General features: G+C 53.2%; 14 protein-coding genes. 5 read left to right on the forward strand and 9 right to left on the reverse strand.

Annotation, left to right across the window (positions count from 1 at the left end):
* Positions 1-20: 20 nt before the first annotated feature.
* The 3 genes from AC3G2T_RS17015 to AC3G2T_RS17025 are packed head-to-tail and all read left to right on the forward strand — an operon-like array spanning position 21 to position 2795.
* On the forward strand, positions 21-1151 hold the full coding sequence (locus AC3G2T_RS17015; protein WP_474681964.1) for a peptidylprolyl isomerase: 1131 nt from the start codon (positions 21-23) through the stop codon (positions 1149-1151).
* A 53-nt stretch (positions 1152-1204) separates the two neighbouring features.
* A complete protein-coding gene (locus tag AC3G2T_RS17020; protein WP_488436269.1) occupies positions 1205-2071 on the forward strand; it encodes a class I SAM-dependent methyltransferase in 867 nt (288 codons plus the stop codon).
* 4 nt (positions 2072-2075) lie between these two features.
* Positions 2076-2795, forward strand: coding sequence for an RluA family pseudouridine synthase (locus AC3G2T_RS17025; protein WP_488436270.1), 720 nt, complete (start codon positions 2076-2078; stop codon positions 2793-2795).
* Positions 2796-2841: 46 nt separating this feature from the next.
* On the opposite strand, the gene AC3G2T_RS17030 is transcribed toward AC3G2T_RS17025, so the two are convergent.
* Positions 2842-3252, reverse strand: a complete 411-nt coding sequence (locus AC3G2T_RS17030) for a MarR family winged helix-turn-helix transcriptional regulator (protein WP_474681967.1) — start codon at positions 3250-3252, stop codon at positions 2842-2844.
* Between the two features lie 254 nt (positions 3253-3506).
* Here AC3G2T_RS17030 and AC3G2T_RS17035 point away from each other — a divergent pair, with 254 nt between their 5' ends.
* Complete coding sequence (locus AC3G2T_RS17035) at positions 3507-3674, forward strand: hypothetical protein (RefSeq protein ID WP_474681968.1); 168 nt, start codon at positions 3507-3509, stop codon at positions 3672-3674.
* 31 nt (positions 3675-3705) lie between these two features.
* Here AC3G2T_RS17035 and gyrA read toward each other — a convergent pair whose 3' ends face one another.
* The 6 genes from gyrA to AC3G2T_RS17065 all read right to left on the reverse strand — a co-directional run bounded on the left by gyrA (position 3706) and on the right by AC3G2T_RS17065 (position 11946).
* Positions 3706-6144 carry a DNA gyrase subunit A gene (gyrA, locus tag AC3G2T_RS17040; RefSeq protein ID WP_488436271.1) on the reverse strand — a complete coding sequence of 813 codons (2439 nt, stop codon included), beginning with the start codon at positions 6142-6144 and terminating at the stop codon, positions 3706-3708.
* 62 nt (positions 6145-6206) lie between these two features.
* Positions 6207-8180 (reverse strand): DNA topoisomerase IV subunit B, encoded by a 1974-nt coding sequence (gene parE, locus AC3G2T_RS17045; RefSeq protein WP_488436272.1) that lies wholly within the window; start codon positions 8178-8180, stop codon positions 6207-6209.
* Between the two features lie 44 nt (positions 8181-8224).
* Positions 8225-9217: a DUF2705 family protein gene (locus tag AC3G2T_RS17050; protein WP_474681972.1), complete on the reverse strand. Its 993-nt coding sequence runs from the start codon at positions 9215-9217 to the stop codon at positions 8225-8227.
* Positions 9210-10166 carry an ABC transporter ATP-binding protein gene (locus AC3G2T_RS17055; RefSeq protein ID WP_488436273.1) on the reverse strand — a complete coding sequence of 319 codons (957 nt, stop codon included), beginning with the start codon at positions 10164-10166 and terminating at the stop codon, positions 9210-9212. The genes AC3G2T_RS17050 and AC3G2T_RS17055 overlap by 8 nt, the downstream gene beginning before the upstream one ends.
* A 15-nt stretch (positions 10167-10181) precedes the next feature.
* On the reverse strand, positions 10182-10997 hold the full coding sequence (locus AC3G2T_RS17060) for a GDSL-type esterase/lipase family protein (RefSeq protein WP_488436274.1): 816 nt from the start codon (positions 10995-10997) through the stop codon (positions 10182-10184).
* A 130-nt stretch (positions 10998-11127) separates the two neighbouring features.
* Positions 11128-11946, reverse strand: coding sequence for a phytanoyl-CoA dioxygenase family protein (locus tag AC3G2T_RS17065; RefSeq protein WP_474681975.1), 819 nt, complete (start codon positions 11944-11946; stop codon positions 11128-11130).
* 83 nt (positions 11947-12029) lie between these two features.
* Here AC3G2T_RS17065 and AC3G2T_RS17070 point away from each other — a divergent pair, with 83 nt between their 5' ends.
* Positions 12030-12884 carry a helix-turn-helix domain-containing protein gene (locus AC3G2T_RS17070; RefSeq protein ID WP_474681976.1) on the forward strand — a complete coding sequence of 285 codons (855 nt, stop codon included), beginning with the start codon at positions 12030-12032 and terminating at the stop codon, positions 12882-12884.
* Positions 12885-13660: 776 nt separating this feature from the next.
* Here the strand turns inward: AC3G2T_RS17070 and AC3G2T_RS17075 are convergent.
* Together AC3G2T_RS17075 and AC3G2T_RS17080 are read right to left on the reverse strand one after the other, a co-directional pair.
* Positions 13661-15508: an ABC transporter ATP-binding protein gene (locus AC3G2T_RS17075; RefSeq protein WP_488436275.1), complete on the reverse strand. Its 1848-nt coding sequence runs from the start codon at positions 15506-15508 to the stop codon at positions 13661-13663.
* On the reverse strand, positions 15505-17301 hold the full coding sequence (locus AC3G2T_RS17080) for an ABC transporter ATP-binding protein (RefSeq protein ID WP_488436276.1): 1797 nt from the start codon (positions 17299-17301) through the stop codon (positions 15505-15507). Before AC3G2T_RS17080 ends, AC3G2T_RS17075 begins: the two co-directional genes overlap by 4 nt.
* Between the last annotated feature and the right edge of the window lie 138 nt (positions 17302-17439).

Consider the following 17439-nt stretch of genomic DNA (forward strand, 5'->3'; position numbering starts at 1 on the left):
TGAAAGGTGGAAAATAGACAATGAATGACAAAATGAAAGGGCTGATCGTCGGGTTGACGATCGGTTCCCTGTTGAGCGGGACCGCTGCATTTGCAGCAGGCAGCCAAATTGAAGTTGCCTTCCGAAATCTCAAGTATATGTTCGATGGCGTGGAAAAAGCACCCGCAGAAGGAAAAGGATTTATTTATGAGGGCTCCACTTACGTTCCGCTGCGTTTTGTCAGCGAAGCGTTGGGAAAACCCGTGGAATGGGATGAAGCGAACGAAACGATCTGGGTCGGCAAAAACCCGAGCCATGTGGCAGCGACGTACAAAGGCGGACAAGTGACGGAAGGCGAACTGGACAAGTTCATCGCCGTGCTGGCCTTCCTGCAGCCGCAAGGCGCCGGGGATGCAAACGACCGCAGCTACCGGGAGTATATGGTCAAGCAATTGATTCAGTTGAAAATTTGGGCAAGCAAAGCTTCCGAAGCGGAAGCCGCCGACGCCAAGACAGAAGCGGATAAGCAAATTGCCCTTTGGAAAACCAAGGAATCCGAACAGCAATTTGTTGATGCGCTGACCGCTGCCAAGCTGACCGAAGCGGATGTAAGCGGCTTTTTGACGACTCATTTCAATGCGCAAAACGCCGCTGCTTCCAGTATCTCAGATGCGGAGGCAAAAGCCAAGTTTGACGCAAATTTAGCCGCCGACAAGGATACGTATACGACGGCCTCCGTCCGCCATATTCTGATCGCGACGATCGATACAAGCAGTCCTGACCGGAAAGCGCTGCGCACGAAGGAAGAAGCGCTCGCCCGCGCCAAGGAAGTACAGCAGAAACTGAAGAACGGCGGCGACTTCACAGCGCTGGCTAAGGAATACTCCGACGACCCCGGTTCCAAAAACAAAGGGGGATTGTACGAGAACGCGCAAGTAAGCGGCTGGGTGGCGAACTTTAAAAAAGCGGCCGTCGAGCTGGAAGTCGGCAAGCTCAGCGATCCGGTCGAGAGCGAATTCGGATACCACGTCATGAAAGTGGAAGCGCGGAACGTCAAAACGTTCGACGACGTGAAGGCCGATCTTCGCAAACAATTGGCCAATGAAAAAATGCAGCAGTTTGCCCAAAAAGAACTTCCTGCGCTGATTGAAAAGATCGATTTAAGTCAATAAATGGTGTACAATGGATGTTTGACAAGTATACAAGTTGAAGGATGGATTACAGCATGTTTTTTGCAAAAGATTGGGCCGATTACGAACTCCTCGACACCGGCGGAGGCGAGAAACTGGAGCGCTGGGGCACTTACGTGCTGAGAAGGCCGGACCCGCAAATCATCTGGCCTTTGGAAAATGAAACGAAGTCCTGGCTGCAGGCGGACGCCCATTATCACCGCAGCTCCAGCGGAGGCGGACAATGGGAGAACCGCACCGAGCTGCCCGAGCGCTGGACGATTACATACGACCAGAAGCTGACGTTCTACATCAAGCCGACCGGTTTCAAGCATACGGGCTTGTTTCCCGAGCAGGCGGTCAACTGGAAATGGATGATCGAGAAAATTCAAGGCGCAGGCCGCCCGATCAAGGTGCTGAACCTGTTCGCCTACACGGGCGGCGCCTCCCTCGCTTGCGCATATGCGGGCGCCGAGGTATGCCACGTTGACGCCTCCAAAGGCGTCGTGCAGTGGGCGAAGGAGAACCTGCACCTCTCCGGACTCGGCAGCCGCCCCGTTCGGTTCATTACGGACGACGTATTCAAATTCGTGCAGCGGGAGCAGCGCCGGGGCAGCAAATACGATGCCATCATTATGGACCCGCCATCCTACGGGCGCGGGCCGAACGGCGAAACGTGGAAGCTGGAGGACGATCTGTTCCCGTTCATCCAGACGTGCATGTCGATTTTGACGGACAAGCCGCTCTTCATGCTCGTGAATTCCTACACGACCGGCATTTCCGCAACCGTGCTGCACAACATTTTGACGATGGCGATGAAGCAGAGGCACGGCGGTACGATTTCCAGCGGCGAAATCGGCCTGCCTATCACCCATTCCGGGCTAATGCTGCCCTGCGGCATCCTCGGACGCTGGGAGGCGTAAGCCGTTGGCCGGACCGATCGAAGAAGCGGACGCTGCGCAAATTCCGATTCTGTATGAAGACAACCACGTGCTCGTCGTGGTGAAGCCCGTCAATATGCCGACGCAGGAGGACGACTCGCGCGACCTGGATTTGCTCAGCGCGCTGAAGGCCGACCTGAAGCGCCGCCACAACAAGCCGGGCAACGTGTACCTCGGGCTCGTGCACCGGCTTGACCGTCCCGTTGGCGGCGTCATGGTATTCGCCAAAACGTCAAAAGCCGCGTCCCGGTTATCGGACGCGGTGCGGACCCGGCAGCTCGACAAGACGTACGTCGCTGTCGTGCACGGCACGCCGTCAGTGCCGCAGGCTACGCTGCGGCACTGGCTGCGCAAAGACACGCGGACGAATACCGTCAGCGTGGTCAAACAAGGCCAGCCGGACGCCAAGGAGGCCGTGCTGGACTACAGGCTGCTCGGCAGCCGGGACGGTTTCAGCTTGATCCGGATCAAGCTGCACACCGGGCGGCCGCACCAGATCCGCGTCCAGCTCGCGGCGGCGGGCTGCCCGCTGTACGGCGACCAGCGCTATGGCGCCGCCGTGAACAAGCCCGGCCAGCAGCTTGCGCTCTGGTCGACGGAGCTTGCCTTTGAGCATCCGACGCTCAAAGAGACGCTGCGCTTCCGCTCGCTGCCGCCGGACGAGCGGCCGTGGCGGGAGTTTGCAAGCCTCTTCTCAGAGGACTAGCTTGCGCACTCCCGCCCTGCACCTGCGTGCGTCTGTGCCGGCGGCGTCAGCCGGCGACTTTGCCGAGCAAATAAATAAGCAGTTTCTGATTATGGGCGGAAACGCGGCTAAGGTAAGAATCCAGCATTTCTTCGCGGATTCGAATCCCTCTCGCGCATTCCGCCTTTCCTTTGTCCGTCACGTTGACCCATACGATCCGGCGGTCATGCTCATCCCGCTCGCGTACGATCAACTCGTTTTTTTCCATCCGGTCCAGAAGCGTCGTTACGGCGGCCGGCGTCGTCGCCAAATGCTCGATCAGGTCGGACGGCTTCATGCGCTCGCTGTTCAAAAGCAGTTCCAACACATTCAGTTGTCCTTCCGTCAACGTCGGCGAAAGCCCTGTCTCCATTTGCGTCTTCAACTCTTTTGACAGCCTCACCCATAATTTCCCGAATTCCTCTGAATACACAGTCATCAACTCGCTTCCTAAAAAGCCCCTGATTTCAGTATACCATGATGTGAAAACGGTTTAAAGGTTAACGGCATTAATATTTTCAGACAATGTCCGCGCGCTCCCTTGGGACATGCTGTCGAAAACGATTGAAATATCGGCGATCTGCGCCGCGGTTAACATAATGGCTGACTCCGACATATACTGAGGCGTAAGGCAAGAGTAGGCATCCGTCTACTCCCGTTGTTATTTGCTACCGCGAAAAGGAGTGATTCAGGGTGGAAGCTTGGAAACAGGAAATTGGCAAAAAGGCGCTGGATGCCGGTCTAATTAAAGACCCACAGTGGCTGGATCGATTGGATGAACCGATGCCGCTGTGGGTCGTGTTGGAAGTGGCGTTTCAGCTTATCGAAAAGCTGGATCCGCCCACTGTCAGCTATGACTGAGAAATTTCGGCAGCGCGCCGAACCTGAGCCGCTACAGCGGCGCTCTTAACAAATCGATGATCGCATCCGTTTTCGTCACAGGCACAAGCTGCTTGCCCGTCGATTTGCGGTCTTCCAGAGGCGCGGTTTCCGTGGAAAAGCGCACTTTCTCACCGCTGCTCATCAAAGCTGTGACAACGTAATCCATCTTGACGATAAACGTGCGGACCAAGGCCGTGCCATTCGGTCTGACCCGCTTGCCCTCCTTGAATTCGAAGGTCGGAATGCCTTTGCCTCCGCGTCCTTGCAGCGGATAATCCACGACCAGGGAACGTTTGGCGTAACCGAGGTCGGAGATGACAAGCACCTCTCCCTCATCGCCATATATCCATTCCGCCGAGACGACTTCATCGTCTTGCTTGAGCTGTATGCCGCGCACGCCAGCGGCCGAGCGGCCCATCGGGTTCACTTCCTCTTCGCGGAAGCGGATGCTCATTCCCTGCTTGGTGACAAGCAGTATTTCCTTCGTATTGTCGCTCAGATGAACATGCAGCACTTCATCCTGCTCATTCAGCTTGCAGGCTACGATACCGTTCGAGCGGTTCGTCATGTACTCCTTCAGTTCCGTCCGTTTGACCTGTCCTTTGCGCGTTACGAAGACGAGCGATTTGCCCGGGTCGTCGAATCCTTTCACCGGAATCACGCTGACGATCCGGTCTTCCTTGGAAGTCGGAATGACGTTGACGATCGCCGTCCCGTTCTCCTTCCACTTGTACTCCGGCACCTGATGGACAGGCAGCAGGAAGTACTGTCCTTTTTGCGTAAAAATGAGCAGGCTTTCGATCGTATTCACGTCAAGCAGGAAGCGGACGTAATCGCCTTCCTTCAGTCCTGTGCTTTCCAGCTCGCCGCCGGAGCGCGTGAACGACAGCTTGCTTGTCCGCTTCAAATATCCTTCGTTCGACAGCGTCACGAACACGTCCTCCGGAGTGACCATCACTTCCAGATTGACCTTCAGCTCTTCCACTTCGCCCTGAATCTCGGAGCGGCGGTCGATGCCGTATTTTTTGCGGATATCGCCGATTTCGTCCTTGATCACGCCCAGCAATTTTTTCAGGCTGCCCAAAATGCCGCGCAAATACGCGATCGTTTTTTCCACATCGCGAAGCTCTTTTTCCAGCGCTGTAATTTCCAGATTCGTCAAACGGTATAATTGCAGGACGAGAATCGCGTCCGCCTGCCGCTCTGTAAATCCGAACTGGGCCACGAGGTTGTTTTGCGCATCCTGGCGGTTTTTGGAAGCCTTGATGGCGGCGATGACCTCGTCGAGGATGTTCAGCGCCTTCACGAGCCCTTCCAGCACATGAGCGCGGTCTTCGGCTTTCTCCAGCTCATACTGCGAGCGGTGCGTGACGACTTCCTTCTGGTGTTCGATATACGCCGCCAGCATTTCCTTAATGCCGAGCTGGCGAGGCGCTTTATTGACGATCGCGACCATATTGAAATTGTAGGTCACTTGCAGATCGGTTTTTTTCAGCAAATAAGCGAGAATGCCCTGCGCATCCGCATCTTTTTTCAGCTCGACGACGATTCTCAGCCCGTTGCGACCGCTTTCGTCGCGCACCTCGGCGATGCCTTCGACCTTTTTCTCCAGACGGATGTTCTCCATCGCCGTAACAAGCCGGGATTTCACCACTTGATACGGAATTTCCGTAATAACGATCTGCTGTTTGCCGCCGCGCAAATCCTCGATCGCGGTTTTGGAGCGGACATAAATGCGCCCCTTCCCGGTGCGGTACGCTTCGCGGATGCCTTCCTCGCCCATAATGATGCCGCCCGTCGGGAAATCCGGGCCTTTGACGATGCCCATCAATTCCTCGATCGTAATGTCCGGCTTATCGATCATGGCGATGCAGGCGTCGATCACTTCGCGCAAATTATGCGTCGGAATTTCCGTGGCGAAGCCAGACGAAATGCCGCTGACCCCGTTCACCAGCAGATTGGGATAACGGGCGGGGAGCACGACCGGCTCCTTCGTCGAATTGTCGAAGTTGTCCTTGAACAAAACCGTCCGCTTCTCGATATCGCGCAGCAGTTCCATCGCGATCTCCGACAATCGCGCTTCCGTGTAGCGCATCGCCGCCGCCGGATCGTCGTCCAGCGAACCCCAGTTGCCGTGGCCGTCGATGAGCGTATGGCCCATCTTCCATGGCTGCGCCATCCGCACCATGCCCTCGTAAATCGAGGAATCGCCGTGAGGATGGTAGTTCCCCATCACGTCGCCGACGGTTTTGGCCGATTTGCGGTACGGCTTGTCCGGCGTATTGCCCGCATCGTACATCGCATACAAAATGCGCCGCTGCACAGGCTTCAGCCCATCGCGGACATCGGGAATCGCACGGTCCTGAATAATATATTTGGAGTACCTGCCGAAGCGGTCGCCGACGACCTCTTCCAAAAATGCAGGCAAAAACTGTTCTAATGTGCTCAACGCTCGGTCACCACTCTTTATGATCTATACGGAAAGCAGCGCGATTCGCAGCCGCTCCCGTCTTACTCTTCGAATTCGGTAAAATCGACATTCTCGATGATCCATCGCTTGCGCGGGTCGACTTTGTCGCCCATGAGCGTCGATACCCGCCGCTCCGCTTTCGCGGCATCCTCGATCTGAACTTGCAGCAGCGTGCGCGACTCGGGATTCATCGTCGTTTCCCACAGCTGCTCCGGATTCATCTCGCCGAGACCTTTGTAGCGCTGAAGCTCGCTGTTTTTGCCGAGCTCCTTCATGACGGTCTGCAGCTGCTCGTCGGTCCAGGCATAGCGCTGCGCCGCGCTTTTGCCGCCTTTTTTGGTCACCTTGTAAAGCGGAGGCTGGGCGATATACACTCTTCCCGTATCGATCAGCGGCTTCATATACCGGTAAAAGAACGTCAGCAGCAGCACTTGAATGTGCGCGCCGTCCGTATCGGCGTCCGTCATAATAATGATTTTGCCGTAATTCGATTCTTCAGGATCAAATTCCGGGCCGATCCCCGCTCCGATGGCGGAAATGATCGCCTTGTACTCATCGTTTTTCATCACATCGAGAAGCTTGGCTTTCTCGGGATTCATCGGCTTGCCCTTCAGAGGCAGTATCGCCTGATGCTTGGAATCGCGTCCCTGCTTGGCCGATCCTCCGGCAGAATCCCCTTCCACGATGAACAGCTCGTTGCGTTCAAAATCTTTCGACTGCGCCGGCGTCAGCTTGCCGTTCAGGTTCGAGCTCTCGCTCTTCCCCTTCTTGCCGCTGCGGATTTCTTCGCGCGCTTTGCGCGCCGCTTCGCGGGCTTTGGCGGCTTGCACCGCTTTCTTCAGCATCATCTGCGCGACCTGCGGGTTTTCCTCCAGGAAAACCGCCATTTTATCCGCGACGACCGCGTCCACCGCGCTGCGCGCTGCGGCGCTGCCGAGCTGGTCTTTCGTCTGGCCGACGAATTCGACATCGCCCATCTTGATGTTGATAACGGCCATCATTCCTTCACGCAGGTCCGTACCGTCCAAATTTTTCTCTTTTTCCTTGAGCAGCCCCGCTTTGCGGGCGTATTCATTCATCACGCGCGTGTAAGCGGTCTTGAAGCCGGTTTCGTGCGTGCCGCCGCCGCGCGTCGGAATCGAGTTGACAAACGAAGCGATCGTTTCCGTATAGCCGTCGTTGTACTGCAGCGCAACCTCGACTTCGATCTCATCCTTCTCCGCCGCGAAGTGAATCACCTCATGCAGCACCGTCTTCTCTTCGTTCAAAAACTGCACGAACTGGCTCGCGCCGCCCTCGTACTGGAACGTCTCCTGCTTGTCGGTTCTTTCATCCTTCAAATTCACCTGCAAGCCCGAGTTCAAAAACGCGATCTCCTGCAAACGCTCGGCAATCGTATCATAGTTGACCGCGGTTCCGCCCTGGAACACCCGCTTGTCCGGCTTGAACGTGATCTTCGTTCCCGTACGGTTCGTATTGCCGGTCACGATCAAGCCGGTAACCGGCTCGCCCACATGCTCGACACCGGCATCGTCGACCCAATACTCGAACCGCTGCTTATGGATTTTGCCGTCGCGGTAAATTTCCACTTCCAGCCACTCGGACAGCGCGTTCGTCACGGAAGCGCCCACGCCGTGAAGCCCGCCCGACTTCTTGTAGCCCGCTCCGCCGAACTTGCCTCCTGCATGCAGCATCGTAAATACGACCTGCGGCGTAGGAATTCCCGTTTTGTGCATGCCGGTAGGAATGCCCCTGCCGTTGTCCTGCACCGTAATGGATTGATCCTTATGTATCGTTACATGGATCTTGGAACAATGCTTGGCGAGATGCTCGTCAACCGCGTTATCCACGATCTCCCAAATCAGATGATGCAGGCCCGACGAGCTGGTGCTGCCGATGTACATCCCCGGCCTTTTGCGCACCGCAACGAGTCCTTCCAGCACCTGAATATCATCCGCGCCATAATCCGACGCCGGGGCGCTCTGATTTGTCATTATATCTAGCTGCTCGGTCATCGAAGCCCTCCTTCATGTTTTTCCGTCAAAATAGTTCGTCAGCATTAATTCAATACATCTTTTCGCGTGAATACGGTAAATGAAACGATCAGGGAAGCGATCGCCCAGACGCTTAGTACGGTAAGCGAGAAAGCCAAATCCATCCCTTTTATCGGAGGAAGCGATCCTGTCAAATAATCGGTTAACTCCAGATTAACCATGAATAAATATTTGGCCGTTTCCCATGATGATACCATATTGGAAAGAATGGTGCCGGAAATAAGTACAGCCAGCATGACACCCATACCTGCCGCCGTTGAACGGATCAGCACGGACAGCATAAGCGACATCAAAGCGACGACCAGGGACGAGAACCAGACAAGCCCGAACTCCATCAACAGAAAGAACCATTGGTCGACCGCCCTGACAAGGCTGAAATCCACATTCGAACCGCTGAGCTGAATCCCGATAAAAACCGGCAGCGACCATCCATTGTAGCCGAAAACAACCCCGGAAATCAAATAGCACAGCACGCCCGTTGCCAAAACAGTCAGCGATGTAAAGAAGACGACGGTGATTAACTTACTCAATAGGATTTTCCAACGCCTTACCGGTCTTGTCAACAATAATTTAATCGTCCCCGTAGAATGCTCCGATGATACGATGTCCGCGGAAATGACCATAATGATCAGCGGAATGAACAATCCGACCGCATTTTTAACAAATTCGCGGGTAAAAGTGACCGCATTGGGCGAGTTAGGGTCTACATTTTTTTCCAAATAATAATTGGCGACCTGAATCTGCACCTTGAGCTGCTGCTTCCACTCGTCCGGCGTGCGGGCGCTGCTCAGCCGCTTTTCCCAATCGGCGATTTTTTGCCGCTGGTCCGCTCTCCAATCGGTAGTGCCGAACTGCTTCTGCGTATTTTCGGCAACGCGCATTTGCGCATACGTAAACATCGGAATCAATGCCAGTAAAATGAGGATGATGACGTAAAACCGTTTCTTTTTGATCATCTTGATGCATTCGTTTTTGACCAGCGCGTACATGCTACTCAATTCTTTCACCCTCCGTCAGGCTCAAGAACAAATCTTCGAGCGTAGGATTTTTGATTTCTACGGAATAAAGGCTGATTCCTGCTTGAATGAGTTCACGGCTAAGCTGGGGAACGTCCTCTTGATTCATCTGCACGGCGATGAACTTCATGCCGTCGCCCGCTTCCTGGCCTTCCGGCGACGCGTTTTCCTCGATCGCTTGCACCAAGGGCGAAGCGGCAAAAATCCGCTCGGCCGCATCTCCCGGACGAACCGTCCACACCACCTTGCCGCCCTGCGCGACCAAGTCTTCGACGGACCCTACTTTGATCACTTGACCATGGCTGATGATCGCCACTCTATCGCACATTTGCTGAATTTCACTCAGCAGATGGCTCGAAACGAACAGGCTCAGGCCGCCTTCCGCCAACCGCTTGATGAACTCTCTCATTTCCTTGATCCCCTGCGGGTCCAGGCCATTCGTAGGCTCGTCCAAAATAAGCAGGCTCGGACGGCCAAGAAGCGCCTGGGCGATGCCGAGACGCTGGCGCATGCCCAGCGAGTACGTGCGCACCTTGTCGTGAATGCGCTGATCCATGCTGACAATTTCCACGACCTCGGCAATCCGTTTTTTATCCACATCAGGCAGCATCCCCGCGAAATGCTCCAGGTTTTCCCAGCCCGTCAAATACGGGTAAAGCTCCGGATTTTCGACAATGCAGCCGACATGCCGCAGCGCCTGATCGTGCTCCTTGTGGACATCGTAACCGCAAATTTGAATCGAGCCTTCCGTCGGACGGATCAAATCGACCAGCATGCGTATCGTCGTCGTTTTGCCTGAACCGTTAGGCCCCAAAAAGCCGAAAATTTCTCCGGCATATACGTCAAAGGATATCCCTTTTATGATCTCTTTATTTTTAATCCGTTTTTTTACGTTTTTCACAGACAATACCGTATTTGGACCAGGCGTCATTTCCCGTTCATCCCCCTACTTCAAAATTTGCACAATGCGGTCGGCAATACGATCGTAACCGTCCCCATTCGGATGAAAATGATCGGCTGAAGAAATATATTTGAGCAAGTTTTGCTCGAACAGGTCATATGTAGGCACAAGCACCATATTTTTGTATCGGTTCGTCATCTCAAACACATTGTTGTTCCACTTCTGGACAATCAGCGAGCCTTTCCGTTCCGGATCCAGATCGAGAAAAGGATGATACAAACCGACGTAGAGCATGACGGCGTTCGGATTCGTTTTATGGATGGCTTCTACGATGCCGTTCATTCTGTCCAGCGCGGGACCTACTCTTGCTGCCGCCGCTTCCGGGTTGAACTCCTGCGGATCTTCGGAGAAAATCCCGTTCCCTCCGTCAAAAAGGTCATTGCCGCCTATCGTCAGCAGCACGATATCCGCTTGCGCGATCGCATCCTGCGTCTTTTTCAATTCCAAATCTTTCAGCAGTTGGCCGCTCCTATATCCTGGAATCGCCAGATTGTTCAATACAAAAACAGACTTGCCGCTCTGCTGTTCCAGCTTCTCGCGAACGCGGCCGACATAGCCCTTGCCCGTATTGTCGCCTGTTCCGGCAGTCAATGAATCCCCCAGAGCGACGATCTGCAGTTTGTTTTTGGAGTCGATATACGTTTCCTTGCCGCTTTGCGGCGCAGAGATCGCATATTCGCTTGAGCCCGCTTTCGGAAACAAAATTTGATTAACCGCATAAATAAAGCCGACAACAAAAACGACCGTTGCTATCGTGGCCGAAAGCCCTACAATCCCCCAAATCCATCTGGATGATTTCAAAAAAAGTCCCTCCTGCGAATAAATGGCTTATTTCACTCTAAGAGTAAAGCTTCTTGCCGCATTTTGCAAACTTCTGTCAAGAGCGACAAAACCCTCTCTGCCGGGACAGAGAGGGTTTACGCGAAGCGGCTTAATGCACGCCGCCCGATGCATATTCAGTTCCGCAAGGCCCCCCGGCTTCATTGATTTCCAGCCGTATCTCGGAGCCGTCGTGCCTATAGATCGGGTAGTACCAATGAGCGATTTTTTGCGCTGAGATGCCCGTATAGTGACAAATAAACGCCCGGCGGAAGCGGTCCTGCGACGTATTCGGGTACGATCCGTGAATCATGCTGCCGTTAAAAAACAGCACATCCCCCGCCTCCAAACTCAACGGGATCGCTTGGCGCCCTTCCGGCACGTCCACCTCTTCCTTCGTGAAGGACTGCTTCGGATCGGCATCGTGCGGGCATAACACGTCTAGCGTGTTCGTTTGCGGGACGACGAACAATCCCCCATTCTCTTCGTCTGCGGCATCCACGGCAGTCCATGCGGCTATGCATGTGCCCGGCTCCACCTGCAAATAAAAGTTGTCCTGATGCAGCGCCTGCCCCTTCGCGCCCGGAGGCTTGAAATAAAACATGCTTTGCGCGGCAATCGGTTCTTCCTTCAGCAAATCCGCTAAAATATTCATGACTCTCGGATCAAGCATGTATGCCATCGAAAGATCATCGACCTTGTGCGGATGCATCATCCGCGGGTACATTTTCAAAATATCGTTCCCCGCTTCCTCGCGCGAAACCGGTTTAAAACAGCCGGGAATCGGCCCCGCAGCATGCAGCTTCATAAAGTGGTCCCGCAGCTTCTCCGCTTCCCCCGCAAAAAGCCCTCTTACAACCACATAACCTTCCCGATAAAATTGCTCCACCTGGTCTGGTGCCAACACGCCTCCAAGAGCTTTAGATTCCAAATTTAAAGCCTCCATTCCTTGTTGTCATTGTGTTTTTCACAATTCTATTTTAAAATGAAAACGCCAAAGGAGGAATGCATACAATGGCTAATAACCTTGATGATTCTGCTATTCATAAAGAAACACCGAGCCCTTCCCCCGGCGTTTTCGTAGCCGGACATTTCAAGGAACAGCCGGGCTACCTCGTTCATCGTTCCGGCGGCACCAGAGACTGGCTGCTCACCTACACCTTGGCGGGAACCGGCGCTTTTCAAATCAACCAAACTACGTACACCGTCCAAGAAGGCGATATCGCGATGTTGACGCCCGGAACTCCTCATCACTACTACACCCCACAGGATACCGTATGGGAATTTATGTGGGTTCATTTCATTCCGTCGCCATCGTGGTCATCGCTGCTGCGCCTTCCTCAAGCCGCCAAAGGGCTGCTTTTCGTCCAGTTGGAGCTAAAGCGGATACGTGAGCGCATCGCCGCCGCCTTTCAAAGATTGCTCCAAGACAGCTTGGAAACGGAAGCCGGAACACTCCGCATGCAGCTGTCCATGAATGCACTCGAAGAAATGGTGCTGCTCCTTGCTCAGGCAAGCGGTTCCGATAATAATCGGGCGCTTGATCCCCGTGTAACGCAAGTGATGGACCTGCTGAACCTGCAAATGAGCGAACCGCACACCATTGAATCTCTTGCAGCAAAAGTCGCGCTTTCCCCATCCCGGCTATCCCATCTTTTCAAAGAACAGGTAGGAGAATCCATTATGGAAACTTTGCAAAAAATCAGACTGCGCCACGCAGCACGCCTCCTGGAGTACACAACCCGGCAAATATCGGACATCGCAGGAGATGTAGGCTATCGCGATCCCTACTACTTCACCAAATTGTTCACAGGACTCTACGGAAAAAGCCCCACCAAATATCGAACCAACCTGCACAAGCGCGGCTAATAACTTAGAGGCTCCAGCCGCGCTCTCTTCCATCCATCTCACCAGCTACCTTATTCCCACTATCCCTTTTGCTCAGGCTCATCTATTTGCTGCTTTTCTCACACTGCCGCGTTCTCGCCAGCTGCCCTTATTTCCACTATCCCTTTTGCTCAGGCTCGTCGATTTGCTGCTTCTCTCACACTGCCGCGTTCCCACCAGTTCCCCCTTATTTCCACTATCCCTTCTACTCAGGCTCAGTAATGGCTTGCTTTCGCCCCAAACTGCATTAGCAAGTCTGCTTGCAACTTTCCTGCTTGATCGGCTGTACTGACTTCACTGTCAAACTTCCTCATGAACGAAGGGGATAGTGGTCATAAGCGTCATCAAAAGATATAGCACTCTGGGTTGCCCATATTTTTCCATACCACAATAATTCAGAAAGTCTCGCACCTTTTTCACACCTCATATAATAACCGCTAACGCATAACCGGCACATTGCGCGCAAAAGCCTGCTAAAATACATCTTTTTCGCTCCTTCATGCGCTTGTCTAAGATTATTCCTGCAATTCCGCAGGTTTTACCGCTCAAACTCCAGCTCAGCCCGGTCTAATCCCATGTCCCCGCTGAAAAGCCTGCACAATTGCAGGAATTTTTCGTGGCCAGCGATCAAGGACGCAAATTCATGTATTTTTGCAGGTTTTCTCAAGCCGCTTTACACACGACTGACTTTCTTCGGCGGTAAAACCGTATAAAAAAACTGCCCGATCGCCAAAGCAACCGGGCAGCATTAAGAAGAGTTAACCTGCATCCTGTAAAAATTTGTACTGGGCCTGGATAAGGCCGTAATATATTTTTCGCTCGTTCATCAATTCATCGTGATTGCCGCTTTCCATCATTCGGCCGTGGTCGAGGACGATGATTTTGTCGGCATTGCGAATGGTCGAGAGTCGGTGCGCGACGATGAACGACGTTCTTCCGGCGAGCAAGGTTTTGAGCGCTTCCTGGATTTTGAGCTCGGTTTCCGTATCGATGCTTGCCGTCGCTTCATCGAGAATAAGTATGCGCGGGTTCGCCAGCAATGCGCGAGCGAAGGAAATCAGTTGCCTTTGCCCCATGGAGAGCACGTTGCCCCGTTCCTGGACTTCGGTTTCATAGCCTTGAGGCAAAGCCGCTATAAAATCGTGCGCGTGGACGGCTTTAGCCGCTCTTTCCACTTCTTCATCCGTAGCGTCCAGCCGTCCGAAGCGGATGTTGTCGCGGATCGTGCCGGAGAAAATAAACGTATCCTGCAGCACGATGCCGACCTGGGAACGCAAGCTTTGGATCGTTACTTCGCGGATATCCTGCCCGTCGATAAGAACGCGGCCCTCCACCGGATCGTAAAACCGGCACAGCAAGTTCATGATCGTGCTTTTTCCCGATCCGGTATGGCCTACAAGCGCAATCGACTGGCCCGCTTTTACATCCAGGTTGATGCCTTTCAAAGCAGGTCTGCCGGACTCATATTCGAACACCAAATTTTCGAATTTCACGTTTCCGGCAATGTCCGGCAGTTCTTTGGCGCCGGGAAGTTCCGCTACGGAAGGCTTTTCATCGATATATTCGAAGATTCGCTCGGAAGAGGCCATTGCCACCAACAGTTGGGAATACATTTGTCCCAAGCGGGTAATCGGCTCCCAAAAATATCCGATGTACGTTGCGAAAGCGACCAATAAGCCTACCGAGATTTCTTTGGATTGAATCATGTGGGCGCCTAGCCAAAACAAGATGCAGTAGCCGATCGCTCCCGTAATTTCGATAATCGGCCCGAAGCTTTGATTCAGCATCGAGGCGCGGTTCCACGACAGGCGGTTCACCATGTTCATGTTACGAAAAAAGTTAATATTTTCTTTTTCCTGCGTATACGCCTGGGTGACCCGAATGCCTTGAATGCATTCGTTCAAATGCGAGTTTAAACGCGACTGCTTGATCGTAACATCCTGCCACGCCCGGCGGATTTTCAGGCGCAATTTGGTCGAAATGAGAAACATCAGAGGGACGGTTACGATGATCGCCGCGCCCAATTTGAAATTATAAGAAAGCAGAATGATCATAATGCCGCAAAGCTGAACGCAGTCGATCAGCAAATTGACGACGCCGTTCGTAAACAGGTCCTGCAATGAGTTGACGTAATTCGTCACCCGAACCAAAACCGAGCCCGCAGGACGCGTGTCGAAAAAGCGAAACGAAAGCTTTTGGATATGGCTGAATAGATCGTGCCGGAGATCGTAGATGACGCGCTGGCCGATCATATTCGTGTAACGGATCCGGAACGTGTTGGCGATCCACTGCACGATATAAACACCGAACATAATGCCCATCAAGATGAATAAAAGCTGGCCGTCCTTCGGCGTGATCGCACGGTCGATCGCATATTTAATAAGCAGCGGCACCGTTAGCTTCGTTAATGCGCCCACAAACATCATCACGATGATGATCGGCAAAAATTGCTTCGCGTAAGGCTTCATGTAACCGAATAGACGTCTAAGCTGACTCCAGTCAAACGGCTTGTCGATCAGCTCGTCATCCTGATATACGAATCGCTGTCCGGACTGCGAATCTTCCGGCTGAGAGGAATTTCCGGCTTGCTTGGAAAAAGTGCTCAATGCGCCAACCTTCTTTCTAAAGAAGATGAATAGCCGTCTGCCTCCGCGCGCCCTTCCGTGCCTGGCTGATCCGCATACTGGATCCGGTAAGTTTGACGGTAAAGGCCCTCCTGCGCCAAAAGCTCCTGATGCGTTCCTCTTTGTACGATCCGGCCTTGATCCATGACGATAATTTCGTCCGCATGCTTCAGCGAAGAGATCCGGTGAGCAATAATAAACGTCGTACGGCCCTGCATGACTTCTTTGAATCCGGCCTGGATTTCATGCTCTGTTTCCATATCGACAGCGCTCGTCGCGTCATCGAGAATAAGAATTTTCGGATCTTTCAGCAGCGCCCTCGCGATTGCGATCCGCTGTTTTTGCCCGCCGGATAAGCCGAGGCCGCGCTCGCCGACAATCGTATCGTAGCCAAGCGGCAGCTCCATAATAAAATCGTGGGCTTTGGCCAGCTTGGCCGCGCGGATGATTTCTTCCATGCTCACGTTTTTGCGCCCGTAGGCGATGTTGTTGCGGATTGTAGAGGAAAACAAGAACGTTTCCTGAAAAACCGCCGCAATTTGGCTGCGCAGACTTTCTACCTGGATGTTGCGAACATCCTTGCCATCGAAGGTGATATGTCCTTCCTTGACATTGTAAGCTCTCATCAACAGGCTGACCACCGTCGTCTTACCGGAGCCTGTGCTGCCCAGCAGTCCGATTACGGAGCCGGGAGGTGCATCGACGGAGAAATCGTACAGCGCCGGCTGTTTTTCGGGATAGGCGAAAGTAACCCGGTCAAAGCGAACATGGCCGCGAACTTTCGTTTCAGCCAGCGAAACGGCTTCCTGCTGATCTTTTACGTGTATGTACTGATGAAGAATTTCCAAAATCTTTTCGCCGGAAGCTTTCGTTTGAGTAAAGTTATTGATATGAAAGCCGAGTCCCCACATCGGGCCGATAATGTACCAAATGATGCTGAAGCACGCGACCAATTCGCCGAGCGTAATCGTTTCCTGAATGACCATGTAGCCGCCGGCTCCGAGTAAAAGAACGACGCTCAAGTTCGCCAAAATTTCCATGACGGGAAAATATTTGGCCCATATGTGCGACGTTTCTACGTTCATTGCCCTGTATTCTTCGTTATGAGTCGAGAACTTTTTTACTTCATGGGGCTCGCGGGCAAAAGATTTTACCGTGCGGACTCCCGTAATGTTTTCCTGGACGGCCGTCGTCATCGTGCCCAGCGACTTGCGCACCAGACGGAAAGCCGGATGAATCTTGCCTTCGAAACGAACTGCTGTAAAAACGAGGAAAGGCATGGAAACCATGGTGATGAGCGTCAGCTGCCAATTGATCGAAAACATCATGGCCATGCCGAAAATCAGCATCAAAAAGACGTTCAAAATTTGCGCGAAGCCAAAGCCGATAAAGTTCCGAATCGCTTCCAGATCCGCTGTCAGACGCGACATCAAGTCCCCGGTACGCGCCTGATCGTAATACTGAAACGACAAGTACTGCAGCTTGTTGTAAAGCGCGTTGCGCATATGGAACGCAACCCGATTTCCGAGCCTTCCTCCGCAAAGGCCGTGCAAAAACTGAAACATGCCTTTCAAAGTTACGACGCCAACGACAAAAAGCGACAGCTTCGGCACCAAGTCGAACCTTTGTTTCGTAATTACATCGTCGATCAAATAGCGAAGCAAATTCGGATACACGAGTCCAAGCGCGGTTGCTGTAATCAGGCATAGAATCGACCCGAACAACAGCTTCTTCTCCGGCCAATAGAACTCTTTCAGTTGCCTAAAGACGTCCACTTTTAAAGCACCCTCCTCAAGAAGGAAAATTGGGAAAAGCTGAGAAAGCGTTTCAATACTTAATGAATCTTATCACCATCCCCCTATCGGAGCAACGAGAGGATAACGGGATTTATACGCTTAAACCCGCATAACTCC

It is taken from the genome of Paenibacillus sp. sgz302191, from assembly GCF_057749925.1.

Excerpts from the sequence above, each read along its gene's own strand:
- AC3G2T_RS17015 (WP_474681964.1), top strand. The coding sequence starts at position 21 with ATGAATGACAAAATGAAAGGGCTGATCGTCGGGTTGACGATCGGTTCC.
- AC3G2T_RS17070 (WP_474681976.1), top strand. The coding sequence starts at position 12,030 with ATGGCTAATAACCTTGATGATTCTGCTATTCATAAAGAAACACCGAGC.
- AC3G2T_RS17020 (WP_488436269.1), top strand. The coding sequence starts at position 1,205 with ATGTTTTTTGCAAAAGATTGGGCCGATTACGAACTCCTCGACACCGGC.
- AC3G2T_RS17055 (WP_488436273.1), bottom strand. The coding sequence starts at position 10,166 with ATGACGCCTGGTCCAAATACGGTATTGTCTGTGAAAAACGTAAAAAAA.
- AC3G2T_RS17030 (WP_474681967.1), bottom strand. The coding sequence starts at position 3,252 with ATGACTGTGTATTCAGAGGAATTCGGGAAATTATGGGTGAGGCTGTCA.
- parE (WP_488436272.1), bottom strand. The coding sequence starts at position 8,180 with ATGACCGAGCAGCTAGATATAATGACAAATCAGAGCGCCCCGGCGTCG.